Raw genomic sequence first — 24,401 nt, 5'->3', positions numbered from 1 at the left:
CTTCCAAACGCTGACATTTGACCAGCATCCCAAGAGGCGACGACTGTCGCATCTCTAACCGGCTCATGTGTCGCATCTCTAAAATGGCGCTACAAGCAATTGCCGCGTAATCTATCTTATGGAACTTGCCAGACGACATTGCGACAGGTAACTACTTGCGCCTCACTCGGGAAGCCCCGCCTTGCAGAAACCGTCGACGAAATGCGCAAGCGTGGCGGCGTCGCGGAACGGCTCAGTCGCGGCCCAGTGGCGGGTGGTGTAGTCGGGGTTGCCGACAAGAAACAGTTCGGCTTCCGCACGTGCCTCGTCGAGCCTGCCCAGTTGGGCCAAGCTTGCCGCCAGGAAACGGCGCGAGCTCGTGCGATAGGTCTCGTCCTTGAGCAGCGTCTCGGCGGCAGCCTCGTAGTCCCGGGCCGCATACTGCGCCTGGCCAAGCACCAGATAATACCAGCCTGCCGGAAACGGGTTGAGCCGGAACGCCTTGTGGATGTGAGCGAGGCCATCTTCGATCCGTCCTGCAAGGATCGCGATGTCGGAGAGTGCAGCCCAGGTGTCGGCTTCGTTCGGGTCGAGCTCGATCGCCCTGGCGAACTCCGCATCGGCCTCGGCGAAGCTTTTGTCGTAGGCCAGCAGATATGCCAGCACCCAGCAGCAGCCGGCGTCGCCGGGATCGAGCGCCACTGCCTTGCGCGCCAGGTCCAAAGCGTCCTTGCGGCCGGCTTCCGCCGGTCCGCCGCTGTGCACCCATCCCATCCAATGGTTCATAGCGAGCCAGCGATGGGCCTCGGCGTAACCGGGATCGAGCGAGATCGCGCGCGACAACATCAGATGCGCTTCACGCGCCGCTTGCGGTGAATCGTCCATCAGCTTGCGTGCCCGGACGCACAGATCATAGGCCTCGAGGTTTTTGGGCCGGACGCGCGGTGGCGGGGTGCGCAACCGGCCAAGCAACGCCTCGACGATCTTGCCCGTGACCTCGTCCTGCACGGCGAAGATATCTTCCAGGCTGCGGTCGAAGCGCTCCGCCCAGAGATGATCGCCGCTCACGGCATCGACCAGTTGGACGTTGATGCGCACCCGCCCGGCAGCGCGCCGGGCACTGCCCTCGAGCAGGTAGCGCACACCGAGCTCGCTTGCGATCGTGCGAACATCCATCGCCCTCCCCTTGTAGGCAAAGGACGAGTTGCGCGCGATGACGAACAGGCCTGGAACCCTGGACAGGTCAGTGATCAGGTCTTCGGTCAGGCCGTCCGCGAAAGCCCCCTGCTCTGAACCGTCGCCGACATTGACGAAAGGCAACACGGCAATCGACGGCCTGTCGGGCAGCGGCAAGGGTTTTCGCCCGGCTTCGCCAAGCTGCTCGACCCTGCCCAGGAAGCGGTAGCCGGCGCGCGGGACCGTGGAGATCCATTCGCCACCGTCGGCCTTAGGACCGAGCATTTTCCTGAGCTGCGCGATCTGGACGGTGAGATTGCCCTCCTCAACGGTTGTACCGGGCCAGGCCGCGTCCATCAACTCGGCCTTGCCGAGGATCGCGCGCGACCGCCCGACCAGCGCTGCAAGCAGCTTCATCCCGCGATGGCTGACGGCTACGGGATCGTCGTTCCGGAGCAGCGTTCCGGCATCCGGATCAAGCAAGAACGGACCAAAGGCGAAACGCACTCCCATGCAGCGCATCTATAGCCGGTTTGGAAGTTTTTGGAACTATTTGGCGGGACTTAAGGACGACGCCGTTCGTCTTCTGCAGAAGTCATCCTCATCCAGGTCGAAGCTCCAGCACCAGACGGAGGGTGGCATGAACGATATTTGCATGGACACATCTGCCTCCCCTCGAGCGAGATGGGCGGTCCTGCCAGGCACCATAGCCAACTGGCGCTGGCGGATACGCTTCCGCTGGGAACTCGAGCAGAAATTGAAATCCGATTCCCACTTGATCGAGGATATCGGCCTGACGGCACCACAGGTCGAGGCTGAGATCGCCAAGCACTTCTGGCAGGCGTGAAGAAGACCGATGACACCTGACCGCCAATACCCCGAACACCTGCAGAGGAGCCGAGAGTGGCTTGCCCCGTTTCGAGGCCTGCATGACGACCGATAGCGCGACATCGGGGCGAGAGGTCCCATGGGAAGCGATGGCCGGTGTCATCGCCACCGTCACGGTGTTTGCGGTGGCACAGGGGCTGACCTATCCACTGCTCAGTTTCATCCTCGAACGCCAAGGAACAGAGCCGAGCCTGATCGGCCTGTCGGCGGCGATGACGCCGCTGGGCTTCATCGTCTCTTCGCCTGTCATACCCGCGCTGACGCAGCGCATCGGCGCGGGACGGCTTGCGATCCTGTGCTCGATGCTGGCGGCAACGACGCTGATGGCGATCGCCTTGATGCAGGACGTCTGGGCCTGGATGCCGCTGCGCTTCCTGCTCGGCTTCTTCGCCAATCCGCTTTACGTAATCAGCGAAACCTGGCTGCTGGCGATCACGCCGGCATCGCGCCGTGGGCGCATCATGGGCCTCTACTCGTCGATCGTCTCAGGCGGCTTCGCCATCGGCCCGCTATCCCTGGGCTTCGTCGGCACCGATGGCTGGCCGCCCTTCATGGTCGGCATCGTGGCATTCCTTGTCTGCGGCACAATCGTGCTTGCTGTCATACAACGCATGCCAAAGATGGCGCATAACGGCGACGCAGCTTCGATCGGCGGCTTCGTCGCGCTTGCGCCGCTGTTGTTGTTTGCGGTTTTCACCGCCGCAGCCTTCGAGCAGACATTGATCTCCCTGTTTGCGGTTTATGGCGCAGCACTTGGCAGCGCCGAGGGCAGGATCGCTTCGCTGATCACCTGCTTCATCGCAGGAAACGCCCTGCTGCAGATATTGCTCGGACGGCTGGCCGAGCAGTTTGGCGCGGCGCGGACCATGCTGCTCTGTGCGCTGGGGTCCCTGGCCGGCTGCCTGCTTTTGCCGCTGGTCTTCGACGCGTGGCTGATCTGGCCGATGCTGTTTCTATGGGGCGGCGCATCGTTCGGGATCTACACCATGGCGCTGATCCAGCTCGGCGAACGCTTCGCCGGCCAGGCCCTGATCGCCGGCAATGCGGGCTTCGCACTGGCCTGGGGCGTTGGCGGCATCGCGGGCTCGCCCGCGACCGGCCTCACCATGCAACTGATCGGACATCAGGGCCTGCCATTGGCACTGAGCCTGATGAGCGGTGCGTTGGCGCTGTTTCTGCTGTTGGCGCGACGGAGACTGTGACCTCGGTACGAACCACACGCGCCTCGATGTCGACCTATTGCGCCCTCAGAAACCCCTCGGCAAGGCGCGTCTCGCCGAACCAGTTGATACGGTTGATGGTGATGTAGCCGGCGTCGATGGTGCTGTTCTCATCACCCTCGACTGTTGTTCTTTCACGGCCGCGGGGCACCACGAGCACGGTGCGGTCGCCATCCTGTTCGACGACCTCGGCGCGCCGGGCGATCTTGTCGCGACCGATGCTTGGCTGGCGGATATCGGCCGGCAGCGACGACGGCAGGTTGATGCTGAGCCAATGGCCCTCCAGCACCCAATCAGCCCGCCTGCGCCAGAGGTCGGCGATCAGGCCGCCGAGCCAGGCGTCATTGCCGGCACGGATTTCCGGCGACTTGACCTGCGAGAAGCCGATCGCCGGCACGTCCCAGAAGCTCGCCTCGCGGGCAATGCCAAGCGTACCGGAGTAGGCGAGATCCTCGGCGACGTTGCGGCCGTCATTGATGCCGCCGAGCACGAGGTCGGGCCTGCCGTCGCCGGCAAGCAGCCAGGTCATGGCGGTCACGACGCAGTCTGCCGGGCGACCCGAGCACGAGTAGCAGCGCTCGGCGGTACGACGCATGGTGAGCGGCTCGGCCATGGTCAGCGAGGCCCCCGCGGCGGTGTGTTTGCGTTCAGGCGCCACGACCCAGACATCGTCGCTGATGGTCTCTGCCGCTGCCGCCAGGCGGGCAAGGCCCGGCGAAGCGATGCCGTCGTCGTTGCAGATCAGGATTCTCATGGCGGACCTCAGGCAGCGAGAGTGTAGCTGTCGCCGGTGCGCAGGCCTGTGCGCAGCGACGGCATGTGGGGCGCAAGCTCGGCGAGCATGCCCGGCGGGCAAGAATGGCCAAAAGCAGTCGGGCGTCCAGCGCCTTCCCAGATGGCCAGGCTTCCCGACAATGTCGGGTGCGTCGGCATGCGTATCCAGTCGGCGCGACCCGCAGCATGCAGCACATCGCCCGGCGAAGCGGCCGGCAGGTGGCCAGAGAGCAGGATGGGATAGCCGGCAGCGTCCGCCAGCGGCAGAAGCATCGCCGACGGCCCGGCCTTGCCCATGCCGTCATCGGCGAGCAACGGGCAGGCCGGCAAGGCATCGCCGTCATGCCAGTCAATGGCTTTGGCCAGACGCTGCCGTAACTGGGGGACCATCGTCGGATGAAGAGCCGCCCTCGCCTCGATCTGGACGGCGAGCGATGCCCGCATGCTGGCATGGATGGCAAAGGGGCCATCGAGAATGGCCATCAGCTCCAGCGAGCGGCCGGAAAGCGGCGTCGGCAGCAGGCAGCCGCCGGGCCGGGCCGCGACCCATTCGGCGATGGCTTGCGCACGTGCCGTACCGCTGACCGGATCGGCGCCATAGGACGCATCGAACACAAGAAGGTCGCAACGCGGCATCGAATCCATGACGAACACGCTGCTGTCAGGCACGACGTCGGCGGAATAGACGACCTTGCGGCTGCCGTCATCGACGGCGAACCAGACACCGCCGACGACATGGCCGGAGCGGCCCGTCGCTATCGTCAACCCGCCGATGATCAGGCTGTCGCCGGGCTCAAAAAGTTCTATCCGTTCCTCGGGAAGCGGAAAGCGCTTGAAATCATCCGGCTCGGAATAGGCATCGAGCGTTGCCGAAGCTTCCTCCCGCGTCTCGGCCGTCATCAGGATGCGACCACGATAGCCTTGCGCCAGCAACCAGCTCAGCGCCCCGACATGGTCCTCGTGGGCGTGGGAAATCAGCACTGCATCAATGTCGCCGACGTCGGCAGGAAGCACCGGGTAGTATTCCGCGCCGGAAGCGCCGACTTTGATGCCGGCGTCGAGCAGGATGCGTCGGTCGCCGCCTGACACGGCAACACTGGTGCGTCCCTTCTCACCGAAACCACCGCAGAGGTCGATGCGCATGCTCATGCCGAGGCACCGCCCGGGATGAGCCAGCCGGAAGCGATGCGGACACGGGCCCTGGCGCCGGCCTCGAAGGGATTGGGATCGGGTTGTTCGAAGTGCAGCACGACCGAAGGATCGGCATCGGGGGCGAATTCGATGCGTGCCACGCCGCCCTTGTAGACCGCGCGCCTGACCGTGCCGTCGATGCCCGGCTCGTCCGGGGCGGCCGCCGAGATTTCAGGCCCCCGGCAGCAAATTTTGGCTTCGGCGCGTCGCATCTCGTCAGGACGGCAGCGGACCACGACCTCCTGGCCGAGCACATCGACCTTGACGTGGCCGCCTTCGGCCGGGATCAGCACCTTGGCCGGGAGGACGATGCCTTCTGATATGAATGACGCGACCATCTCGTTGGCCGGCTCACGATAGAGATCGCGAGGAGCCGCGAGCTGGGCCAGGCGGCCATTGTCCATGACGGCGATGCGGTCGGCCAACGCCATCGCTTCGGCCTGGTCGTGGGTAATGTAGACGATCGTCGTGCCGGTGCGCTTGTGGAAGGCGGCGAACTCGTCCTCCATGGCCGCGCGCAGGTGGACGTCGAGATTGGCCAGCGGCTCGTCGAACAGCACCAGCGACGGTGCCGCCACCAGGCAGCGGGCGAGCGCGACGCGCTGGCGCTGGCCACCCGATAGATTGGCGGGGCGGCGGTCGCCAAAACCCTTGAGGTCGACCAGCGCCATGGCATCCTCGACCCGGCGCTTGCGGGTCTCTGCATCGACCTTGGCGACCTTCAGCGAATAGCCGATGTTTTCGGCAACCGTCATGTGCGGCCACAAAGCGTAATTCTGGAAGACGATGCCGACCCGCCGCTTTTCCGGCGGAACACAGCCTTGCGCGGTCGAGACGATTTCGCGGCCGATGCGGATGTCGCCCGATGTGACGTTCTCGAAACCGGCGACGAGCCGCAGAAGCGTGGTCTTGCCGCAACCCGACGGCCCGAGAACAGCGAGGAACTCGCCGTCCCTGACGTCGATGGAGACATCCTTGACGGCGTCGAAATCACCGAAGGTCTTGGTAACGCCGTTGATGGTCAATCCCGCCATGGGAGCACTCCGCTAGGTAGGTGGGCGGCAAGCAGATTTGCCAGCAGCATAAGGACGAAGGTAATCGCCACCGTGATCGCCGAAATCGCCGACGCGTAGTTGGAATCGCCGCCTTGCTCGAAAGAGAACATCAGCACACCGATAGTCTCGGAACCTGATGACCACAGCAGCGCCGAGACGGTCAGCTCGCTGAGTGCGGTCATGAAGATGAGCAGACCGCCGGCAAGGGCCGCCGGTGCGACGAGCGGGAAGATGATGGTGCGCATGCGGGTGAACAGGCTGGCACCTGCGACCCGCGCCGCCTCCTCGAGCGCACGGTCGATCTGGTGGTAGCCGGAGATCGTCGGCCTGAGCGCCAGGACCAAGAACCGTGCGAGATAGGCGTAAAGGATGATCCAGACGGTGTTGTAGATCTGGATGCCGGTGAACGGAATCGGCTTGAGGAACATCAGCAAGGACGCAATCGCCAGCACCACGCCCGGCAGGGCATAGGGCAACTCGACTGCGAGGTTCAGATACTTGACCCACTTCTTGCCGCTCCAGGCAACGAGATAGGCGACCGGGATGGCGACCAGCACGGCGAAGGCGGCTGCGGAGAGAGACAGTGCGAAACTGTTGAGGAAAGCGCGCCTGGCGGCGCCATATTCGAACAGCACGAAGCGATAATTGTCGAGCGTGGCGGTGGCGGCGGTGAGCGGGATGCCATAGCCGGGCACCAGCGACGAAAGCAGCAAGCCGAACAGCGGCAGCACCAGGATCAGCACGATCAGGCACCACATCACGACCTGCACCGGCACCCGCCACTTGCCAAGCTCGTAGGGTTCGGCAGCAAGCGATGTCGAGCTGATACGGTAGTCGCGGCGCCGGCTCATCATTTCCTGGGCGAGGATGCCCGCCATGGCGATGAGGCCGATCAGCACCGACAGGAAGGCGGCGTCGCCGAGGACGGCCGGGCCGCCGCCGGCGAGGCGCTGATAGATCAGCGTCGGCAGCACCAGATAGTTGGCCGGGATGCCGAGAAAGGCGGGAATGCCGAAATTGCCGACGCAGGAGACGAAGGCAAGTGCAGCGGCGGCAACGACCGACGGCGTCATCAACGGCAGCACGATGGTGCGCAGCACTGTGAACCAGCCGGCGCCGCTGGCGCGGGCGGCCTCGACCAGCTCGCGCGGCAACTTGCGCAGGCCGGCGCGCACGAGCAGGAAGACCAGCGGGCCATACTGCACGCCGAGCAGCAGGATGATGCCCTCCGGCGAATAGAGCGGATTGCGGCTGCCGAGCGGGGGCGCGATGCCGAGCATCTTGAGCAGCGGGCTGGCCGGGCCGAACAATTGCAGCCAGGCGAGTGCCGTCACCTGCGGGGCGATCATCAGCGGCATGACGTAGCAGAGCACGAAGGCGCTGCGTCCCCGGACGTCGGTGAGGGTGACGAGCAGCGCGACGGAGGTGCCCAGGATCACGGCGAGAGCTGTGCCGAAGAAGCCAACCACGAGCGTGTTGCCGGTGGCGACCCAGGTCGTCGCATTGGTCAGTCCGGCGCTGATCGCTGCGGTGGACAGCGTCCCGCCGGGAGCAAAGATCTCCTGGATCAGGCGCAGCATCGGCAGGATGGACAGCAGCACGATGAGTGCGGCAACCACCACCGTCATGGCCCATTCCTGGCCGCGACCTTGTTTCAGCCTGACAGACATTTTCGGGTTCCGGAAAGCAGGGCGGCACTCGCTAACAAGGATGCCGCGCGATACTGGCACATCGGCCAGTTCAAATCTGGAGAAAGGACCCGGAAGGCCGATCGGCCTTCCGGGTCGGACGATCAGCCGCCGAACAGGCCGGAGAACTTCGCCTTGTCGGCTTCGATCTTCTCGACGATCGCCTTGACGTCGAAGTTCATGACCTTGACCTCGACGCCTTCGGGCAGCCAGGCGGGCCGGCCGACGGAAGGCTTGGCCGGCAGGTAGCCCTGCTCGAGTGCCAGCTTCTGGCCATCGTCGGACAGGATGAAGTCGACGAACTGCTTGGCGCCCGCGACGTTCTTTGCCGTCGAAAGAATGGCCACCGGCTCAGTGACGGCAGGTACGCCCTCGGACGGGAAAACGAACTCGACCGGCGAGCCCTTGGCCTTGGCATTCATCGCCATGAAGTCGACCAGGATGCCATAGGGCTTCTCGCCGCTGGCCACGGACTTCAGCACGGCACCGTTGCCGCGAACCGAGATCGTGTTGTTGGCCTTCAGCTTGTCGAAATAGTCCCAGCCATAGTCGGCATTGCCGGTAAAGCCGGAGAGCAGGTAGGCGGCGGCGCCGGAATAGAGCGGGCTCGGCATAACGAGGCCGTCGGCGTAAGCCGGCTTGGCAAGATCGGCCCAATGCTCGGGCTTCTCGGCAGCTGCGGTGTTGTAGGCAATGCCGGTCGTGATCAGCTTGGAGCCGAAGTAAGTCTTGTCGACGTCATAGGAGTCCGCTGCGAAGCCATCGAGCTTGGCCTCGGCATAGGCCATCAGGCGAGAGTCTTTCTTCAGCAGTTCCATCGAGACCGCATCGGCGATCAGCAGCACGTCCGGCTGCGGGCTGTTTGCGGCAAACTCGGCGGCGAGCTTGGCGAGGATATCGCTGGTGCCCGAACGGTAGACCTGCACGTCGACGTCCGGATGGACCTTCTTGAAGGCCTCGACGGTCTTGGTCGCATCAGCTTCCGGCTGCGACGTATAAAGGGTCAACGTTTCAGCGCTGGCAGCGCCGGCGAAGAGCGCCACGGCCAGGGCGAGCTGGCTTGCGGCCAGCCTGGCGAATGTCGTTTTCATGAAACCTCCTGTTGTGTCCACACATGGCAAGTCGGCTTCAGATCCGCGTGCCACGACCTCCCTACACAGCGCGTTTGACACTTGGGTGACGGAACGCTGACACATTTATGATATGATCATTTGTTGCGTGTCAAATACAAATGATCATGCTGCATTGCGAAATTTGGAGCATGAAAACAGGCTTCGGAACCGGCATCCGGCCCTTGCGCCAGACTGCAGAACAGCCATTCTCCAGAATCGTTGTGGCGCCGAGGGGGAGACCGGACAAGGAATGCGCACGAAGCAGGAAATGTCGGTCGAGCCGGGTGCCGCCATGGTCTCGTCCGACCTCGCGGTGAAGACGGCATGGCTCTATTATGTCGAGGGCCTGACCCAGGAACAGATCGCCGACAAGCTGAAGGTCAGCCGGGTCAAGGTGATGCGCACTCTCGCCGCCTGCACCGCCGACGGCGTGGTGGTAACGACGATCAACGCCCAGACCGCCAGGCAGGTCGAGCTCGAGCGGGCGTTGGAAAAGCGCTGGGGGCTCGACGCCGCGATCGTGGTGCCGACACCTTCGGCCGACGAACATCTGGAACGGGCGATCGGCCATTCGGTGGCGCTTTATCTCGACCAGCAGATGCAGGACGGCATGACGCTGGCGATCGGCGGCGGGGCGACGCTTCACTCCAGCATCGGCTTTCTCAACCGCCGGCAGCTCAAGAACGCGAGCGTTGTCGCCCTGGTTGGCAGCCTGCCGCACTCACAATGGGTCAACCCGTCGGCGGTGGCGGCAAAGGTTGCGGAGACGCTTGGCGTCGACAGCTACCAGATCACCGCGCCGGTCATCGCCCACAGCCGCGAGCTGCGAGACCTGTTGTGGGCCCAGCCGGAACTGCTCGACGTGCGCAAACGCGCGGCAAAGGCCGATGTCGCTCTTCTGACCGTTGGAGAGATGTCGGCAAACGCCACCATCTTCCGCCACGGCATCGTGCCGCAATCCTTCGTCGCCCCGCTCAAGGCCAAGGGCGCGGTTGCCAATATGTTATGCTACTTCATCGATGCCGAAGGCAAGATGGTCGACCACGAGGTCAATGACAGGGTCATGGCGATCGATCTCGAGGCCGTCAGCGCCGTGCCGAACCTGGTCCTTGCCGCCGGCGGCAAGCGCAAGATCCCGGCCATTCGCGCCGCCCTTGGAGCCGTCAACGCCAATGTGCTGATTACCGACAGCGACAGCGCCGCAGCGCTGACCTAGCTGTCCTGAGACCTCCGGACAGCGGTTTAGAGCAGCCCTCTTTCGCGCAGAAAGTCCTCGATGCCGACATGGGTCATGGCCTCGAATTCGGCGATGGCCTCGGCCATCTTCCGGCGCTGCGCGGCAAGCAAGGTGAAGACCTGGCGCATTTCACCGGAGACGCCGAACCGGCCCCAACGCTCGGCAATATGGCCGGGAAGGCCGATATCGGCACAGAAGGCTTCCAGGCTGCCATAGCCGAGTTCCGTGACAAAAGCCCTCGCCGCCTCGGGCGACATACGCTCTTCGACAGCATGGTCATGCAGGCGCTGCGCGATAAGCCTGACGTCGGAAGGCGACGCCCTCATGACCTTGCTGACCAGGGAGCGGACATTCTCCGGGTTGAAATCAGGCATGGGACCTCCAATTGTGGCAAAGCTATCCGGTTCGTCCGGCGGCTCGTCGAGCAAGCCGCCATTCGCGATCATGCAGGCCACACCAAGGGATGACAAGCACGGCAGGCATTTGTAGCTCAGGGCGCTTCGATCATCCGTCTTGCGCTGTGTTCATCGGTGATCAGCACCGTCGGCTTGACCAGCTTCATGGCGCCGAGCAGCGCGTCGATCTTGTCTGAGCCACCCGAAGTCAGGATGCGCAGCGGCGCACGCAGGATGCGGTCGACATCGACCGACATGCCGAGCTGGTTGATGGGATGGTCGACAAGCTTGCCGGCGCGGTCGAAGAAATGGAACAGAAGATCGCCGACCGCGCCCTTGGCAGCCAGCTTTTCGCGCTCGGCCTCGGTCAGGAAGCCGCCGCGATAAAAGGTCGAGGCCGAAGCGATGTCGCCGACGCTGACCAGCACCGCATCAAGCGAATCGGCCAGCGCAAAGACTTCGGACAGGCCGCAGCGCTCGATCAGCGCACGCTTGGTCTCGATGCTGTCGACGACGGCAGGCGCCGGAATGAGATAACCGTCGCCCTGGAAGGCCTGGGCGAAGCGCCAGGCGAATTCGGCCGGGTTGGTACGGCGTGCGACGCCGACGCCGCCGAGCAGCGAGATGACGCGGAAATCATTGAGTGGCTTGCCGCTGATGTAGGGCAAGGTGCCGGTCAGCGTGCGGCCCCAGCCGACGCCGACGGACATGCCCGACTTCATCGCTTCGGATAGATAAGCGCCGGTTGCCGCTCCAATCGTCGGGATCGGATCAGCGCCCTCCCCGGAGAGCGGTGCGACGATCGCCCGCTGGACGCCGAACTTCTGCTCCAGCGCCCGCTCCTGGCGGACGATATCGGACAGGTCACCTTCGATGGCGATCTTGATCTCGTTGCGCAGGCGCGCCTCGGCCAGCATGCGCACCACGGTGACGCGGCCGACGCCGAGAACCTCGGCGATGTCGTTCTGGGTCATCTGTTCGATGAAGTACATCCAGGCGGCGCGAACCCGCAGCCGGTCAGCCCGGCTGTCGGTGGGGGAACCCTCGACATCCTGAGGTGTCTCGGCGGTACGCGATTTTCCACCCGACCCTTTGACACCTTTGCTCACGCCGCTCCCCCCGTTTCAGTTCACATCACTTTTCAAGGAACCGCGGCAAGGTCAAGCGGCGAGGTGTCGCGATTGATTTGCACCCCGCGCAAAACAGTGCTGCAATGCCCCGAGGCTGCGGCTTCGTCACGGAGCCGCCACGGCAGCAGGGAATGCGCAAGATGCTGAGGAGTCTTTCGGAAGATGTTGTCGTCAACATCAAGGATCGCCTCCGCGACATGCGCCATCTCGTCCGCTCCAGCCGCCACGACAATCCCGGCGGACCGCGCCGGCCACAAATGGCCGAGCCGTTTGCCCCGCCACCTGAAATCGAGCGCCTGCTGGGTCGCGCTGCAAGCGTTGTCGATGACACGCTGACCGTCGCCGAGACGGTGTCGCGCACGCTTCTGCCGATGGTGCGCACCGGTGACAGCGCCCGGCTGCATGGCTTCGACACCTATTTCGCCACCGGGCGCTCGGCCACGGTCGAGGGCGAGCGCTTGTTCCGCCGCGACCTTTATGCAGCTTTCAAGGCCATGCCGCGAAAGGCAGTCGGCGATGGATTGCCGCTTCACGAAGCAGGTTTCAGTCAGGCGCATCTGGCCGTCCGCAAGAAGCATGGCGGTTTGCTCACCGCCATGCACATCGCGAGCCCGGAGAGCCGGCTTGAAGCTGTCGCCGCCGTTGCCGCCGCAACGTTTGTCGAACTGCTTGCCTGCCAGCCCCGGTCTGGCGACGAGGCTATGGTCCCTGCTCTCGTGCCGCTTGCGCCCATGGTGCTTGCCGCGGCCATCTTGACGTTGTCGCCATCGGGCATGAGCGACGCCGACCTGCTGGAAGCCACCGGCATGGCGGTCGACGCGCGCCGCGAGCGCATCTTGCGCGCACTCGACGGTGCCAACCCGGCCAACGAGCTTGGCGCCATCTTCCGGGTGCTGCTCGCGCATCTGCCCTGAGCCGGCTAGGCGCCGAGCTCGGCTATCCGCTTCTTGGCACGCTGGATCGAGGCCGGGCTCATCGAGAGCTCGGTCAAGCCCATGCGCAGGAACTCTGGGATCAGGTCCGGCCGCCCGGCGGCCTCGCCGCACATGCCGACCATGATGCCCGCCGCTACCCCTGCCCTTGCCGTCATCTCGATCGCCGACATGACAGCGACATTGGTCACGTCGTTGAGCTTGGCGACCGTCGGGTTCAGTCGATCGGCGGCCATGATGTATTGGGTCAGGTCGTTGGTGCCGATAGAGAAGAAGGCGACTTCTTTCGCCAGCGCCGGCGCAATCAGAACCGCAGCCGGCGTCTCGATCATGACGCCAAGCTGAAATTCGCCGAAGGTTACCTTCTCCGCAGCAAGTTCGGCCTTGCAGGTTTCGATCAGCGCACGCGTCGCGCGCACTTCCGACACGTCGGCGACCATCGGCAGCATCACCTTGACGTTGCCATGGACGGCTGCGCGCAACAGCGCTCGCAGCTGCGGCTTGAAGATGTCGGGCCGGTCGAGGCACATGCGAATGCCGCGCCAGCCGAGGAACGGGTTCTCCTCCTGAGGGAACTCGATACCCGAAATCGGTTTGTCGCCGCCGATGTCGAGCGTGCGCACGATAACGGGATAAGGCGCGAAGGCCTTGGCAAGAGCCGCATAGGTCTCGGCCTGCATGTCTTCCGAAGGCAGGTGCATGTGACGCATGAACAGCAGTTCGGTACGGAACAGACCGACGCCCATCGCACCTGCTTCGCGGGCGGCGTCGATCTCTTCGAGTGAGCCGATATTGGCGGCCACTTCGATGATCGTGCCGTCGGCACGGCGCGGGGTGGTATCGCGGAATGCCTTCAGCGCTTCACGCACGCGTGCGGCCTCGTCGATGCGGGTGCGGAAGCGGTCGAGCACCGGGCCCTCGGGATCGGCCACGACATGACCGCGATGGCCATCGAGCGCGATCTCGCGTGCCTTGGCGAGGTCATGCACCTGCGCGCCCATGCCGAGAACCGCCGGAATGCCATGGGCGCGGGCAATGATGGCGATGTGGGATGTAGCTCCGCCATGGCCGCATACGATGCCGCCGATGCGCTTCAGCGGTGCGCGTGCCAGGTCCCAGGCGCCGATGTCCTCGGCGATCAGGATCGCCCTCTCGGGAATTTCGTCGAGGCTGATGTCGGCCTGGCCGAGGAGCGCCAGGCAAATCTGGCGACCGACCGCCTGAACGTCATCGGCGCGGGCGTTGAGGTAAGGATCGTCGACCTGGCCGAACTGGGCCGCAATCTTGGCGGCGGCGCCGATGACCGAGGTGACCGCGTCGCTGCCGGTGTTGATGGTGGCGACCACTTCGTCGCGCAGCTCGTCGTCAGCGGCTATGTCGCGCAGCGCGGCGATGATGCCACGATCATTTGCCGACAGCGTGTCCGATGCCAGCGAGGCGTTCATGCGCGCCTGCACGGCCTCGACAGCCTCAGCGAAGCGAATGAGTTCGGCGTTGATGTCGCCAACCGAAAGCGTGCGGCGCTCCGGCTTGATCTCGGGCGGGAAGTGGGCGAAGGCGGTGCCGACGGCATAGCCCTCGCTGGCAGCCACGCCCTTCAGGGCGCCTGATATCTCTTCCTCGAATGCCGCGGGCTTGGTCGGTTCGATCTTGAGCGTCACGCCCGCGGCGGCGGCGGCATCAGGCTCGCCCGGCGCCTGTTCCTCCGCCAGACCGGCGAGCGGGTTCTCGAGATAGCCGACCAGCGCTTCCACTGCCTCGATCTCGTCAGCACCTTTGGTGCGGATCGTGACTTCGTCGTTTTCCTTGACGGCGAGCAGCATCAGCTTGACCGCGCTCTTGGCGCTGGCCGACTTGCCGTCCTTGATGATCTCGACCTCGCTTTCGAAGCTCTTGGCGAGCTTGACGAAACGGGTGGCGGGCCGGGCATGCAACCCTTCATGCACTCTGACGATCGTCGAGCGTTCCATAGGCAGGTCTCTTGTTCCAGGTCAGTATAGCGGCGTAACGCGCGGCAATCAGCGGCCGATGGTAATGGCTGCGCCGGCCTTGAGAGCTCCGACGAGCACTTCGCCCTCGACCACCGAGGCGCAGATTTCGCCCGGCCGCTCGGCGGCATCGGCGCCGTTGAAATTGATGACCACGTGGCCGATCTCGCGCACCTTGTTCCAGGCACTGTCGCCCATGGCGGTGATGGTGCCCTCGAGTTCGCCGATGGCAATGGCGGCGCCGACGACTGGGGCCGCGTCGCTCGGCCCGACTTCAGCCTTGTGCAGCACCGACACCTCGGCCAGTTCAGGCGGAGCACCGTCGGCGAACAGGATCAGCACGCCGCCTTCGGCCAGCTCTGCCACTTCCGGTCCGATTGCCGTTATGAGCGTCTTGAGATGAACCGACATGATCGAGGCCTTTTTCTGGGCCCGGGCTGGAATGCTGTCCGGGCGTACCTGTTTTGCCGGCTTGGCCGGCCGATGAAATGCCCGGCGACGACAAGCGCCGCCGGGCAAGGATCTTAGAATACGATCAGGCTGACCGCCCAGGCGATGAGCACCGAGACCGGGCCCATGATCTGGCGGCTGATCAGAACGGCGGGAACGCCGATCTCGATGGTCTTGGGCTTGGCCTCGCCGAGCGCCAGGCCGACCGGCACGAAGTCGCAACCGACCTGGGTGTTGTAGGCAAACAGCGCCGGAAGCGCCATTGCCGGCGAGATCGTGCCGTTGGCGATCTGCGGGCCGATGATCGCCACGCCGATGACCTGGGCGATGACCGCGCCTGGCCCGAGGATGGGCGACAGGAACGGCAGGCCGCAGATGGCCGAGATGACCAGCAGGCCAACGATGTTGTTGGCCAGCGGTCCCATCGGCTGGGCGAGCACGTCGCCAATGCCGGTATAGAGGATCAGGCCGATCAGCATCGTCACGAACGCCATGAACGGCAGCACGTTGCGGACGACCTGGTCGATGGTGCGGCGGCCGGCATTGAAGAAGATACCGACGACACGCCCCATGACGCGGCCGATGCTGGCGACGAAGTTGATGAACCCGCCGTCGTTGGACGCTGCGGGGGCGGTGGTGTTTGTCGCCGTCGCGAACGAGGCGTTGTTCGCGTTGGAGGCAGAGCCTGCCGATGTCACGGCTTCCGAACCGTCGGCCATGGTGATGTCGCTTTCCTTGACGCCCGACACGTAGATGTCTTCGGTGATGAACTGGGCGAGCGGGCCCGCCTGTCCCACCGGGGTGAGGTTGACGGTGGGGATGCGTTTGCGCGGATACACCCCGCAACGCGCGGTGCCGCCACAATCGACGACCACCACCGCCATCTCGCCTTCGACCGGCGGCGACTTGAAGCCATCCACGGCTTCAGCACCGGTCATCTCGGCGATGCGGGCAGCGACAGGGTGGATGCCGCCGCCGGTGACGGAGACGACCTTGTTGCGCTGGTCCGTCGGCTGGACGACCAGGGGACCGCCCCAGCCGCTCTTGCCGCGGGAAATCTTGACTGCCTTGTAAGACTTGGCCATGTGCCCCTCCCCGCCCTTACAGCTCGACGCCCTGGCGGCGTGCCATGATGGCGGTGATGCGCTCGGTCAGCATGCCCTTGAGCAGGATGACGACGAGGCCGACGATGGCGTACCAGATGGCCACCTGGATGTGATAGCCGCCGGGAACAACGCCCTTCTTCTCAAGCTCGAGCAGAGCCACGAGGATGCCGCCCCAGACGAAGTATTCGCCCGGATTGATGTGCGGGAACAGGCCGAGGGGTGGATGCACGTAGGACACGGCCGCGTCATAGAAGGCGGGCTTGTGCTTTTCTTCCAGGAAAGAGCCGAAGGTGTAGGCCATCGGGTTGGTCAGGAAGAACACCGAGATCAGCGGCAAAACGGTGTAGCGGGTCAACGCGATGCGCCCGGCGCCACGGGCGATGCCGTGAACCCTCTCCTCGCCGACGAGCTCGGTCAGCGCGTAGAAGGCAGTCATCAGCACGACGAGCGTCGGGATGATGCCGGTGACGAAACCGGCGAAGACCTCACCGCCCTTCTGGAAGATGCCGATAAAGTATTTGCCGATGCTGGTGAGCCAGCCGAGCTGTTCCTCCTGAGCAACGGTGTTGAGCTTTTCCTTGAACTGCTCGACGGTCAGGTCGCCGCTCGCCTGGGCGAGCACGACGAGATCATTCGTCGCTCCCTTGACGGCGAGCTTGCCGTGAATTGCAGCATCCGTGGCCATTGAACCCGCGACATGCAGGTTCTGGACGGCCATGTCGGCGTGCTGCGCCAACATAGATAGGACTGACATTTCTCCTCCTTGATATCCTCACCCTAGGGACCGCGCCCGAAAGGTGCCGCCCCTACATACCCACTGGCTTGAGGCCGGCGAGGCCAGGCCCCTTTGGCTCGAGCCGTGCGCGGTCGACTTGTTCGACAGCCTTCTTCACGGCTTCCGCCACACCGGCTTCCCCCTCTCCCAGTACAGCGGGATTGGACCGGAGTTGATCGAGGGAAATTCCCTCCAGATTTTCATGACGCTTGAATTTGGCGAAGACGGAGCGCCCGGTCATGGTCAGCAGCCGCTGGACCTTGAGGTCCGGCGTGACCACGATCAGCGCGATCGTTCCCTTGCCCAGGCGGCCGCGGCAATTGCCGGCGCCGACATAGCCATCCTGGTACTTCGCCGTGATGCCCTTGAAGACATCGGCGTAGTGCCGCATCTGGATCCACACGCCGAGCGACTGCAGCGCCCAGACGACGCCCAGAAGCAGCAGTCCCCACTGCCAGATTGCCATAAGGCTCTTCCTCCCGAAGTCCTCCGGAGCGGCGACATGCTCAGCCGCTCACATATCAATCAAAGAACATTTGTCTTTATGAATGTCAATATGTATAACTTTGGACACCCCGCACGATGGTTCCGATCCACAGCGGCATTTGGCATTTTGCCTGCCGATGGTATCTTCGGACAGGGCAGGAGCACTGCGACGATGGACCTGATCTTCAAGAACGAACTTGCGCTGGTGCCCGACCTCCGTCACAGGCTCAGGCAATTGCGCTGGTTCCGCACGACCTTCCGCAACAGCGCGCGTGCCATCACCGCCCGCTACGGCATCCGCTTCGACATCGACGAGAAGAAACTGACGCGCATCTTCCTCGACTGGGTCGAGATCGTAAACGCCCAAAAATCATATGCACAGCTCGACCGCGCCGACTTCATCGTCTACGCCGCCGGCCTCGCCCTCAAGGAGCTGATCAGGCAGGCGCCGGTGCGGATCGACGATGCGCGGCCTCCCGACGCATCGACACCGGCGCAGGCCATTCCCGACATCGTAAGGTTCTGGCCGGAGGGCTTCGTCTACACCAACTTCTGCGTCTGCTCGATTGCCGTGCTGTTCGAGCAGGAGTTTGGCGAAGCCCCTGCCCTCGACGCATGCGCCGACGACCTCAGGACCTGGTGGTCCTACAAGGAGAATACGGCCGAGATGCCGAGCTATGCCGTTGCCTATCTCGACCGCTTCCTCGGCGCCGAGCCCAACTGGCTCGCGCCCGACCTGCCGGAAGAGCGCAGCGCCATGCAGCGTGCGCTGCAGGCGTCGCCACGCCCCGAGGCGATCGGCCGGGATTAGATCTTCCACCATCGCGGCTGCAACGCTGCGCGACCGCAGCAGCCTGCTTTCGACAAACGGCGGCCTGTGCGCCGCAAAGCTTCCTGGAGTTCGACTTGCCCAAAGACAGCCTGGTGATTTTCGATTGCGACGGCGTGCTGGTCGACAGCGAACCGCTGGCCGCCCTTGCCTATGTGCGCGCCTATGCCAGAAACGGCCTCGAGATCGAGGCAGAGGTCATCTCGCATTGCGTCGGCATGAAGCAGGCCGACATCATCGCCAAGATCCACCAGCTCACCGGCCATTTGCTGCCCGACGACGCCACCGACGATATCTGGGGCGAGACCAAGGCGCTGTTCACCGAGCAGCTGGCCTCGACGCTCGATATCGCCGCCTTCCTGTCGAAGCTCGAAACCGCCCGTTGCGTCGCCTCGTCCTCGTCGGTCGAGCGCATCAACCACAGCCTCGAAGTCACCGGCCTCGCCCATTATTTCGGTCCATCGATCTTCAGTTCGTCGATGGTCAAGAACGGCAAACCGGCGCCCGACATCTTCCTCTTTGCCGCCGGGAAGATGGGTTTTGCGCCCGAGCGCTCGGTGGTCATCGAGGACTCGCGCTACGGCGTGCAGGGCGCTGTCGCTGCCGGCATGACGGCCATCGGCTACGTCGGCGGCGGCCACACCCATGACGGCCACGGCCCGGAGCTTATGGCGGCGGGCGCATCAGCCGTCTGCGCCAGCTGGGACGAGATCTCGGCCGAGCTGCTCAAGCGCGGCTTCGTCTGACGACAAACCACCTTTCCCGTTGTTGCCGTTACTTGATGCGGGCATAGTCGCGCATCACCGCGACCAGCTGGTCATGCGGCATCGCCTGGATGCGGAAACGATCGAAGGCGGTGCCGCCGGCGTCCTCGGCCGCCAGCATCGCATTGACCACGGCTTCCTCCACGCTATCGACGGTCGCGGCATAGACCGGATCCAGCTTCTCGTCATTGACGATTTCGAGGTTCAGCCTGGCCGGCGCATGGTGGGCCATGGGTTGCGGGTTGGCGGTCGAGAAGGCCAGGAAGATGTCGCCTGAATTGTTGCCCCCTGGTGTGCCGCCACGGCCGATGCCTATGGCGGCGCGGCGCGCCAGCCGCTGCAGCTGATGTGGCGCCATCGGCAGGTCGGTGGCGACGACGACGATGATCGACCCGCGTTCGGCGAGCTGGCTCTGGGGCGTGCCGTCGCGCATATGCTCGCCGACGGGCACGCCCCTGATCGTCAGCCAGTCACGCTGGCCATGGTTGGCCTGGACGAGCGTGCCGATCCTGTGCTCGCGGCCGCCGAATTCGACGATACGCGACGACGTGCCGGTCCCACCCTTGAAGCCGTAGGTGACCATACCGGTGCCGCCGCCACAGTTGCCTTCCTGGACCGGCCCCGATGACAGGCTGTCTAGGGCGGCCCTGACGTCCGCTTCGGTCAATGGCAGGCCGTTGATGTCGTTCAGCACGCCGTCATAGGTCTCTGCAATGACAGGCATGATCCAGAGGAAGTTGTCGGTGTCATAGGTCGAGGCATAGCGCTCCAGCATCCATTTCACGGTCACGTGGTGGGCCATGCCGACGGCATGGGTATTGGTGATGACGACAGGACCGAGGAAGTAGCCGCCATCCTCGATCCAGTGCGTGCCGGTCATCTCCCCGTTGCCATTGAAGCGGTGCACACCTGCATAAACCGGGACGGGCGTCGGCGAGGCCGCATGCGGCAGGATAGCGGTTACGCCGGTGCGCACCGGGCGCTTGCGGCCGGGCCTCGGTACATCTTCGAAAATTGTCCTGAACCCGACGCCAATGCCCTCGACATCGGTGATGGCATTAAACGGGCCGGGCCGGCCCGGAAACGGCAGGCCGAGGTCGCGGGCCCGGGCTTTGGTGGCGGGAGATTTCGGTTTGGTCATCAGGATCATTTCTGCCGGGAGCGCAGGTAGAGGCCAAGCGAGGCCACGACGAAGGAGAAGGTGAGCATCATCACCGCAATCGCATTGATCTCGGGTTTGATGCCGCGGCGAAGCATGGCGAAGATGAACATCGGCAGCGTCGTCACATCGACGCCGGCGATGAAGTAGGTGATCACCAGGTCGTCCATCGAAATGATGAAGGCAAGCAGCGCGCCGCCGATGATGCCTGGCAGCAACTGCGGGAACACAACCTTGCGGAATGTCACCCACTCGTTGGCGCCGAGATCGGCGGAGGCGTTTTCGAGCGTGCGGTCCATGCCGGCAAGACGCGCCGACACGACGATGAAGACATAGGAGATCAGGAAGGTGCACTGGCCGATGATGATCGTTTTCAGGCCGAGCGTGATCCCCGAATTGACGAAGAAGATCAGCAAGGCGATGCCGAGCACGATGTCGGGCATCAGCATCGGCATGAACATCACAGTGCGATAGAAGCGCTTGCCGAAGAAGGCGAAGCGGTAGAGCGCAATGGCGATGGCGGTCCCGAACACGGTCGCGATTATGGTGGTGGAGGTCGCGATGATCAGGCTGTTCCAGACCGCCTGGACGAGTTGGTCGGTCGATTCGATGTAAAGGGCATTCTCCGAGATCGTCGTCTTGAAGCCGAGGACCTGAGCGTACCACTCGGTGGTGAAGCCGCTCCACGTCATCATGTTCACGGGATTGGAGTTGAACGAGTAGACGGCGATCAGCACCAGGGGGATGTAGATGAAGGCGAAGAACAGCATGGTGTAGGCAATCAGCCCACCGCGGAAGAGAAAGCGGGTAATCTTCATCTGCAGCCCCTCAATTTGTGGCGTCAGCGCCGCGGCGACCGGACGCGACGACATGGATGAAGAGCAGCACCAGCATCACGCTCATCACCATCATCGCCAAGGCCGACCCGAAGGGCCAGTTGCGGGCAGACAGGAACTGCTGCTCGATGAGATTTCCCAGCATCATCACCTTGGCGCCACCAAGAACCGCGGGAACGACGAAGTTCCCAAGCGCCGGGATGAAGACGATGATGGCACCACCGGCAATGCCAGGCGCGGTCAGCGGCAGGATGATGCGGACAAAAGTCCGGACCGGGCCCGCGCCGAGGTCGAGCGACGCGCGTACCAGCGTCCAGTCGAGCTTTTCGACGCTGGCATAGATCGGCATGAACATGAACGGAATGAAGATGTAGACCATGCCGAGCACAATGGCGCCATCGGTGTAGATCAGCTCGAGCGGTCGCGTGATGACGCCTGTCGCGAGCAACGCCTCGTTGACGATGCCAGTCTGGCGCAGGATGAGCACCCAGATGAACAATCGCACGATCAGGCTGGTGAAGAAGGGCAGTGTGATCAGGAAGAGGCAGAAATTCCTCCAGCGCTCAGACAGCCGCGCAATGCAGAAGGCTGCGGGATAACAGACGACCATGGTGGCGATGACGGTGAAGCCCGCGATCTTGAGCGAGCGCAGGAAGATCGAGAGGTAGACCGGGTCGAAGACCTCGAATGCCGGGTCGGCGAAACCGAGGATGCGGCCATAATTATGCGGATAGTAGGTCCACTCGACCCCGCCATAGAGGCCCGGCGCCAGCAAGCTGGTGACGATCATGATCGCCAGCGGCCCGAGGAAGAAGACCGCAAAGAACAGCGTCACCGGTGCCAACAACAACGCGAGCTGGACGCGGCGACGACCGGCAAGAGACATTTCAGATGCCATCGGCGTCGCACCTGATGAGATGGACCGCGGACGGGTCGTAGGACAGTCGCGCCTTCTTCGCCTGCTCGACCTCGCCGATGAAACTGCGGCGCCCGGCCGGAATCTCGGCAACGACCTTGCGGCCCTCGGCGGTGTGACCGAACAACTCGAACGAGGCGCCGACGAAGACGATCTGCTCGACCTCGACGTCGAGGAAAGGATAGTCGCGCCCCTCTCCCGCAATGAAGAACTGCTCAGGCCTGATCAAGGCCTTGGCCTTGCCTGACGCCTTCCCGAGCGACGGCAGGTGGCGGATCGCGATGCCGTCACCGGTCAGCAGCCATCCATCGTCCAGTTGGCCGTCGAAGAGGTTGCTGGCGCCGACGAAGGTCGCGACGAAACTGTTGGCCGGGCGATCATAAATGTTGCGCGGGGTATCGAGCTGCTGGATGCGTCCGCCTGACAGAACGGCGACGCGGTCCGACATTGTCAGCGCTTCCTGCTGGTCATGCGTGACGAAGATGAACGAGATGCCGAGTTCGCTCTGCAATGTCTTCAGCTCGATCTGCATCGACTGGCGCAGGTTCTTGTCCAGTGCCGACAGCGGCTCGTCGAGAAGCAGAAGCTTGGGCCGGGCGATGATGGCGCGGGCGAGCGCAACACGCTGCTGCTGGCCGCCGGACAGCTGGCGTGGCCGGCGGCCCTCCATACCGGCGAGGCCGACCATGTCGAGGGCGGCTGCGACCTGCTTCATCCGGTCGGATTTGGCGACGCCCGCAACCTCCAGCGCATAGCCGGTGTTCTCGCCGACGGTCATGTGCGGAAACAGAGCATAATTCTGGAAGACGGTGTTGACGGGCCGGCGATAGGGCGGACGTGTCGTCATGTCGACACCGTCGATCAGGATGCGGCCGGCATCGAGCTCGACGAAACCGCTGATCGCCTGCAGCAAGGTCGTCTTGCCGCAACCAGAAGGGCCGAGCAGCGTCAAAAACTCGTTGCGGTCGACATCGAGGTCGATTTTGTCGAGCGCGATCACGCTTTGGCCTTCCGGCGTGGGGAAGGTCTTTGCCGCTCCCTCCAGCCGGACGATGGAATCTCGCATCTGCCGTTCCCCGAATTGTTATTCAAATAACACTTGTGCGATTGAGAGATTTGGATACCATTTGATCATCCAAGTCAACGGCCACCAGAAGCCGTAGCCGGAGCACGCGATGCCGGCCTGCAATGGGCAGACAACCAACAGAGGAGAATTCGATGAGGATCATGAACCATGCCCTCGCGGGCGCCCCGCCGAGCAGGCCGAGCCTGCTGGCGCAAGCCGCCGCACTATCGATTGTGGCCGCCATGACGACGGTCGCGCCGGCCGCTGCTGCCGAGCTCAACATCTACAACTGGGGCGAATACATCAATCCGGCGGTGCTGAAGAAATTCGAGGACGAAACCCAGATCAAGGTCAACCTGTCGACCTACTCCTCGAATGAGGAGATGCTGGCGAAGATCCAGGGCGGCGCAACCGGCTACGACATCGTCTTCCCCTCGGTGCACATGCAAGACATCATGGCCAAGCTCGACCTGCTCGAGAAGACCGACATCAACACCTATGAGGGCTTCAAGAACATCGACCCGGCCTTCATGCGCGCCAAGAGCGACCCAAAGGGCGAGTACTGCCTGCCCTATGCATTCGGCTCGGTCGGCATCTTCTACAACCGCAAGATTCTCGGCAAGGACATCACCGGCTGGAAGGACCTGATCGCCACCGTCGAGGCCAAGGGCCTCAAATTCACCCTGCTCGACGACATGCGCGAGGTGCTTGCCGTCGGCCTCATCCTCAACGGCCACAAGGTCAATTCAACCGACCCCAACGAGCTGCAGCAGGCCGCCGACACGATCATCGCGATGAAGCCCGATGTCGCCGCCTTCACCTATGACACGCGTCCCATGGTGCAGTCGGGTGACGTCGCGGCGGGGCATTTCTTCGTCGGCGCCATGGTCGACGTGTTCGGCAACACTGCCGACCTCGGCTATGTCATCCCTGAGGAAGGTGCCACCATGTACCAGGAGGACATCTGCGTCCTGAAGTCGGCGCCCAACAAGGAAAACGCGCTCAAATTCATGCAGTTCTACACCCGCCCGGAGGTCGCCGCGCTCAACGTTTCGCAACAGACAAACGGCACCGCGAACGTCCCGGCGCGGCAATTGACCCCCGACAACATCAAGAATAGCAAGGAGATCAATCCTTCGCCCGAAACGATGCAGCGGCTGCAGATTTTCGAAGATTTGGGACCTGGCCTGCGCCAGCTTGACCGGGCCTGGACCAAAGTGAAGACAGCCCAGTAGCTCCCGCGCCTCGC

Annotated in this window: 24 protein-coding genes; 7 read left to right on the top strand and 17 right to left on the bottom strand. The window is 63.8% G+C overall.

The genetic code is table 11. From position 1 onward, the window contains the following. Nucleotides 1–162 precede the first annotated feature (162 nt). A complete protein-coding gene (locus HNQ95_RS19685) occupies nucleotides 163–1,677 on the bottom strand; it encodes a winged helix-turn-helix domain-containing tetratricopeptide repeat protein (protein ID WP_182575036.1) in 1,515 nt (504 codons plus the stop codon). On the opposite strand from HNQ95_RS19685, the gene HNQ95_RS34220 reads away from it, so the two are divergent. Together HNQ95_RS34220 and HNQ95_RS19675 are read left to right on the top strand one after the other, a co-directional pair. After that, nucleotides 1,667–2,002 carry a DUF1127 domain-containing protein gene (locus HNQ95_RS34220; RefSeq protein ID WP_376769265.1) on the top strand — a complete coding sequence of 112 codons (336 nt, stop codon included), beginning with the start codon at nucleotides 1,667–1,669 and terminating at the stop codon, nucleotides 2,000–2,002. The genes HNQ95_RS19685 and HNQ95_RS34220 overlap by 11 nt on opposite strands. Nucleotides 2,003–2,084: 82 nt before the next feature. Beyond that, nucleotides 2,085–3,245, top strand: a complete 1,161-nt coding sequence (locus HNQ95_RS19675; RefSeq protein ID WP_067968282.1) for an MFS transporter — start codon at nucleotides 2,085–2,087, stop codon at nucleotides 3,243–3,245. Between the two features lie 34 nt (nucleotides 3,246–3,279). On the opposite strand, the gene HNQ95_RS19670 is transcribed toward HNQ95_RS19675, so the two are convergent. The 5 genes from HNQ95_RS19670 to HNQ95_RS19650 all read right to left on the bottom strand — a co-directional run bounded on the left by HNQ95_RS19670 (nucleotide 3,280) and on the right by HNQ95_RS19650 (nucleotide 9,062). Beyond that, on the bottom strand, nucleotides 3,280–4,017 hold the full coding sequence (locus HNQ95_RS19670; RefSeq protein WP_067968279.1) for a 5'/3'-nucleotidase SurE: 738 nt from the start codon (nucleotides 4,015–4,017) through the stop codon (nucleotides 3,280–3,282). 8 nt (nucleotides 4,018–4,025) lie between these two features. After that, nucleotides 4,026–5,186 carry an MBL fold metallo-hydrolase gene (locus HNQ95_RS19665; RefSeq protein ID WP_376769264.1) on the bottom strand — a complete coding sequence of 387 codons (1,161 nt, stop codon included), beginning with the start codon at nucleotides 5,184–5,186 and terminating at the stop codon, nucleotides 4,026–4,028. Further along, on the bottom strand, nucleotides 5,183–6,262 hold the full coding sequence (locus tag HNQ95_RS19660; RefSeq protein ID WP_067968271.1) for an ABC transporter ATP-binding protein: 1,080 nt from the start codon (nucleotides 6,260–6,262) through the stop codon (nucleotides 5,183–5,185). The genes HNQ95_RS19665 and HNQ95_RS19660 overlap by 4 nt, the downstream gene beginning before the upstream one ends. Further along, a complete protein-coding gene (locus tag HNQ95_RS19655) occupies nucleotides 6,250–7,953 on the bottom strand; it encodes an ABC transporter permease (RefSeq protein ID WP_154384403.1) in 1,704 nt (567 codons plus the stop codon). The genes HNQ95_RS19660 and HNQ95_RS19655 overlap by 13 nt, the downstream gene beginning before the upstream one ends. A 122-nt stretch (nucleotides 7,954–8,075) precedes the next feature. Next, the gene (locus tag HNQ95_RS19650; protein WP_067968265.1) at nucleotides 8,076–9,062 is read right to left on the bottom strand and encodes an ABC transporter substrate-binding protein; all 987 of its coding nucleotides are present in this window, start codon (nucleotides 9,060–9,062) and stop codon (nucleotides 8,076–8,078) included. A gap of 271 nt (nucleotides 9,063–9,333) precedes the next feature. Between HNQ95_RS19650 and HNQ95_RS19645 the strand changes: the two genes are divergently transcribed. Further along, nucleotides 9,334–10,299 (top strand): sugar-binding transcriptional regulator, encoded by a 966-nt coding sequence (locus tag HNQ95_RS19645; RefSeq protein WP_067968263.1) that lies wholly within the window; start codon nucleotides 9,334–9,336, stop codon nucleotides 10,297–10,299. A gap of 26 nt (nucleotides 10,300–10,325) precedes the next feature. Here the strand turns inward: HNQ95_RS19645 and HNQ95_RS19640 are convergent, their stop codons facing one another. Both HNQ95_RS19640 and HNQ95_RS19635 read right to left on the bottom strand, forming a co-directional pair. Further along, the gene (locus tag HNQ95_RS19640; protein ID WP_067968536.1) at nucleotides 10,326–10,694 is read right to left on the bottom strand and encodes a hypothetical protein; all 369 of its coding nucleotides are present in this window, start codon (nucleotides 10,692–10,694) and stop codon (nucleotides 10,326–10,328) included. 116 nt (nucleotides 10,695–10,810) lie between these two features. After that, nucleotides 10,811–11,824, bottom strand: a complete 1,014-nt coding sequence (locus tag HNQ95_RS19635) for a sugar-binding transcriptional regulator (protein ID WP_312870952.1) — start codon at nucleotides 11,822–11,824, stop codon at nucleotides 10,811–10,813. A 161-nt stretch (nucleotides 11,825–11,985) separates the two neighbouring features. Here HNQ95_RS19635 and HNQ95_RS19630 point away from each other — a divergent pair, with 161 nt between their 5' ends. Continuing rightward, complete coding sequence (locus HNQ95_RS19630) at nucleotides 11,986–12,759, top strand: hypothetical protein (RefSeq protein WP_157097249.1); 774 nt, start codon at nucleotides 11,986–11,988, stop codon at nucleotides 12,757–12,759. A 5-nt stretch (nucleotides 12,760–12,764) separates the two neighbouring features. Here the strand turns inward: HNQ95_RS19630 and ptsP are convergent, their stop codons facing one another. The 5 genes from ptsP to HNQ95_RS19605 all read right to left on the bottom strand — a co-directional run bounded on the left by ptsP (nucleotide 12,765) and on the right by HNQ95_RS19605 (nucleotide 17,562). Then, nucleotides 12,765–14,747: a phosphoenolpyruvate--protein phosphotransferase gene (gene ptsP / locus HNQ95_RS19625; protein WP_182575037.1), complete on the bottom strand. Its 1,983-nt coding sequence runs from the start codon at nucleotides 14,745–14,747 to the stop codon at nucleotides 12,765–12,767. 48 nt (nucleotides 14,748–14,795) lie between these two features. Continuing rightward, entirely contained in the window at nucleotides 14,796–15,176 is a 381-nt protein-coding gene (locus tag HNQ95_RS19620) for a PTS glucitol/sorbitol transporter subunit IIA (protein WP_067968250.1), read from the bottom strand. A 113-nt stretch (nucleotides 15,177–15,289) separates the two neighbouring features. After that, nucleotides 15,290–16,300, bottom strand: coding sequence for a PTS glucitol/sorbitol transporter subunit IIB (gene srlE / locus HNQ95_RS19615; RefSeq protein ID WP_182575038.1), 1,011 nt, complete (start codon nucleotides 16,298–16,300; stop codon nucleotides 15,290–15,292). Between the two features lie 16 nt (nucleotides 16,301–16,316). Then, a complete protein-coding gene (gene srlA, locus HNQ95_RS19610) occupies nucleotides 16,317–17,075 on the bottom strand; it encodes a PTS glucitol/sorbitol transporter subunit IIC (protein WP_154384397.1) in 759 nt (252 codons plus the stop codon). A 52-nt stretch (nucleotides 17,076–17,127) separates the two neighbouring features. Further along, entirely contained in the window at nucleotides 17,128–17,562 is a 435-nt protein-coding gene (locus tag HNQ95_RS19605; RefSeq protein WP_067968240.1) for a transcriptional regulator GutM, read from the bottom strand. A 192-nt stretch (nucleotides 17,563–17,754) separates the two neighbouring features. Here HNQ95_RS19605 and HNQ95_RS19600 point away from each other — a divergent pair, with 192 nt between their 5' ends. Then, entirely contained in the window at nucleotides 17,755–18,393 is a 639-nt protein-coding gene (locus HNQ95_RS19600) for a hypothetical protein (protein ID WP_182575039.1), read from the top strand. Nucleotides 18,394–18,488: 95 nt separating this feature from the next. Then, entirely contained in the window at nucleotides 18,489–19,157 is a 669-nt protein-coding gene (locus HNQ95_RS19595; RefSeq protein WP_182575040.1) for an HAD family hydrolase, read from the top strand. 28 nt (nucleotides 19,158–19,185) lie between these two features. Here the strand turns inward: HNQ95_RS19595 and HNQ95_RS19590 are convergent, their stop codons facing one another. Genes HNQ95_RS19590 through HNQ95_RS19575 form a run of 4 tightly spaced genes read right to left on the bottom strand, consistent with a single transcriptional unit; the run spans nucleotide 19,186 to nucleotide 23,152 of the window. Then, complete coding sequence (locus tag HNQ95_RS19590; RefSeq protein WP_182575041.1) at nucleotides 19,186–20,316, bottom strand: DmpA family aminopeptidase; 1,131 nt, start codon at nucleotides 20,314–20,316, stop codon at nucleotides 19,186–19,188. Nucleotides 20,317–20,321: 5 nt separating this feature from the next. Beyond that, the gene (locus HNQ95_RS19585; RefSeq protein WP_067968227.1) at nucleotides 20,322–21,152 is read right to left on the bottom strand and encodes an ABC transporter permease; all 831 of its coding nucleotides are present in this window, start codon (nucleotides 21,150–21,152) and stop codon (nucleotides 20,322–20,324) included. A gap of 10 nt (nucleotides 21,153–21,162) precedes the next feature. Then, nucleotides 21,163–22,068, bottom strand: coding sequence for an ABC transporter permease (locus tag HNQ95_RS19580; RefSeq protein WP_246340888.1), 906 nt, complete (start codon nucleotides 22,066–22,068; stop codon nucleotides 21,163–21,165). Then, nucleotides 22,058–23,152, bottom strand: a complete 1,095-nt coding sequence (locus tag HNQ95_RS19575; RefSeq protein WP_182575042.1) for an ABC transporter ATP-binding protein — start codon at nucleotides 23,150–23,152, stop codon at nucleotides 22,058–22,060. Before HNQ95_RS19575 ends, HNQ95_RS19580 begins: the two co-directional genes overlap by 11 nt. 152 nt (nucleotides 23,153–23,304) lie before the next feature. On the opposite strand from HNQ95_RS19575, the gene HNQ95_RS19570 reads away from it, so the two are divergent. Then, nucleotides 23,305–24,387 carry a polyamine ABC transporter substrate-binding protein gene (locus HNQ95_RS19570; protein WP_246340889.1) on the top strand — a complete coding sequence of 361 codons (1,083 nt, stop codon included), beginning with the start codon at nucleotides 23,305–23,307 and terminating at the stop codon, nucleotides 24,385–24,387. Nucleotides 24,388–24,401 lie beyond the last annotated feature (14 nt).

Source organism: Aminobacter ciceronei, from assembly GCF_014138625.1.
GTDB classification, from domain to species: Bacteria; Pseudomonadota; Alphaproteobacteria; order Rhizobiales; family Rhizobiaceae; genus Aminobacter; species Aminobacter ciceronei.
Note: the sequence above shows the minus strand (reverse complement) of the source record. Positions and strands in the feature narration are given on the sequence as shown.

What these genes read in the sequence shown, in the direction of transcription:
- HNQ95_RS34220 (WP_376769265.1), top strand. Translation starts at nt 1,667, where the DNA reads ATGCAGCGCATCTATAGCCGGTTTGGAAGTTTTTGGAACTATTTGGCG.
- HNQ95_RS19685 (WP_182575036.1), bottom strand. Translation starts at nt 1,677, where the DNA reads ATGCGCTGCATGGGAGTGCGTTTCGCCTTTGGTCCGTTCTTGCTTGAT.
- HNQ95_RS19675 (WP_067968282.1), top strand. Translation starts at nt 2,085, where the DNA reads ATGACGACCGATAGCGCGACATCGGGGCGAGAGGTCCCATGGGAAGCG.
- HNQ95_RS19670 (WP_067968279.1), bottom strand. Translation starts at nt 4,017, where the DNA reads ATGAGAATCCTGATCTGCAACGACGACGGCATCGCTTCGCCGGGCCTT.
- HNQ95_RS19665 (WP_376769264.1), bottom strand. Translation starts at nt 5,186, where the DNA reads ATGAGCATGCGCATCGACCTCTGCGGTGGTTTCGGTGAGAAGGGACGC.
- HNQ95_RS19660 (WP_067968271.1), bottom strand. Translation starts at nt 6,262, where the DNA reads ATGGCGGGATTGACCATCAACGGCGTTACCAAGACCTTCGGTGATTTC.
- HNQ95_RS19655 (WP_154384403.1), bottom strand. Translation starts at nt 7,953, where the DNA reads ATGTCTGTCAGGCTGAAACAAGGTCGCGGCCAGGAATGGGCCATGACG.
- HNQ95_RS19650 (WP_067968265.1), bottom strand. Translation starts at nt 9,062, where the DNA reads ATGAAAACGACATTCGCCAGGCTGGCCGCAAGCCAGCTCGCCCTGGCC.
- HNQ95_RS19645 (WP_067968263.1), top strand. Translation starts at nt 9,334, where the DNA reads ATGCGCACGAAGCAGGAAATGTCGGTCGAGCCGGGTGCCGCCATGGTC.
- HNQ95_RS19640 (WP_067968536.1), bottom strand. Translation starts at nt 10,694, where the DNA reads ATGCCTGATTTCAACCCGGAGAATGTCCGCTCCCTGGTCAGCAAGGTC.
- HNQ95_RS19630 (WP_157097249.1), top strand. Translation starts at nt 11,986, where the DNA reads ATGCTGAGGAGTCTTTCGGAAGATGTTGTCGTCAACATCAAGGATCGC.
- ptsP (WP_182575037.1), bottom strand. Translation starts at nt 14,747, where the DNA reads ATGGAACGCTCGACGATCGTCAGAGTGCATGAAGGGTTGCATGCCCGG.
- HNQ95_RS19620 (WP_067968250.1), bottom strand. Translation starts at nt 15,176, where the DNA reads ATGTCGGTTCATCTCAAGACGCTCATAACGGCAATCGGACCGGAAGTG.
- srlE (WP_182575038.1), bottom strand. Translation starts at nt 16,300, where the DNA reads ATGGCCAAGTCTTACAAGGCAGTCAAGATTTCCCGCGGCAAGAGCGGC.
- srlA (WP_154384397.1), bottom strand. Translation starts at nt 17,075, where the DNA reads ATGTCAGTCCTATCTATGTTGGCGCAGCACGCCGACATGGCCGTCCAG.
- HNQ95_RS19605 (WP_067968240.1), bottom strand. Translation starts at nt 17,562, where the DNA reads ATGGCAATCTGGCAGTGGGGACTGCTGCTTCTGGGCGTCGTCTGGGCG.
- HNQ95_RS19600 (WP_182575039.1), top strand. Translation starts at nt 17,755, where the DNA reads ATGGACCTGATCTTCAAGAACGAACTTGCGCTGGTGCCCGACCTCCGT.
- HNQ95_RS19590 (WP_182575041.1), bottom strand. Translation starts at nt 20,316, where the DNA reads ATGACCAAACCGAAATCTCCCGCCACCAAAGCCCGGGCCCGCGACCTC.
- HNQ95_RS19585 (WP_067968227.1), bottom strand. Translation starts at nt 21,152, where the DNA reads ATGAAGATTACCCGCTTTCTCTTCCGCGGTGGGCTGATTGCCTACACC.
- HNQ95_RS19580 (WP_246340888.1), bottom strand. Translation starts at nt 22,068, where the DNA reads ATGGCATCTGAAATGTCTCTTGCCGGTCGTCGCCGCGTCCAGCTCGCG.
- HNQ95_RS19575 (WP_182575042.1), bottom strand. Translation starts at nt 23,152, where the DNA reads ATGCGAGATTCCATCGTCCGGCTGGAGGGAGCGGCAAAGACCTTCCCC.
- HNQ95_RS19570 (WP_246340889.1), top strand. Translation starts at nt 23,305, where the DNA reads ATGAGGATCATGAACCATGCCCTCGCGGGCGCCCCGCCGAGCAGGCCG.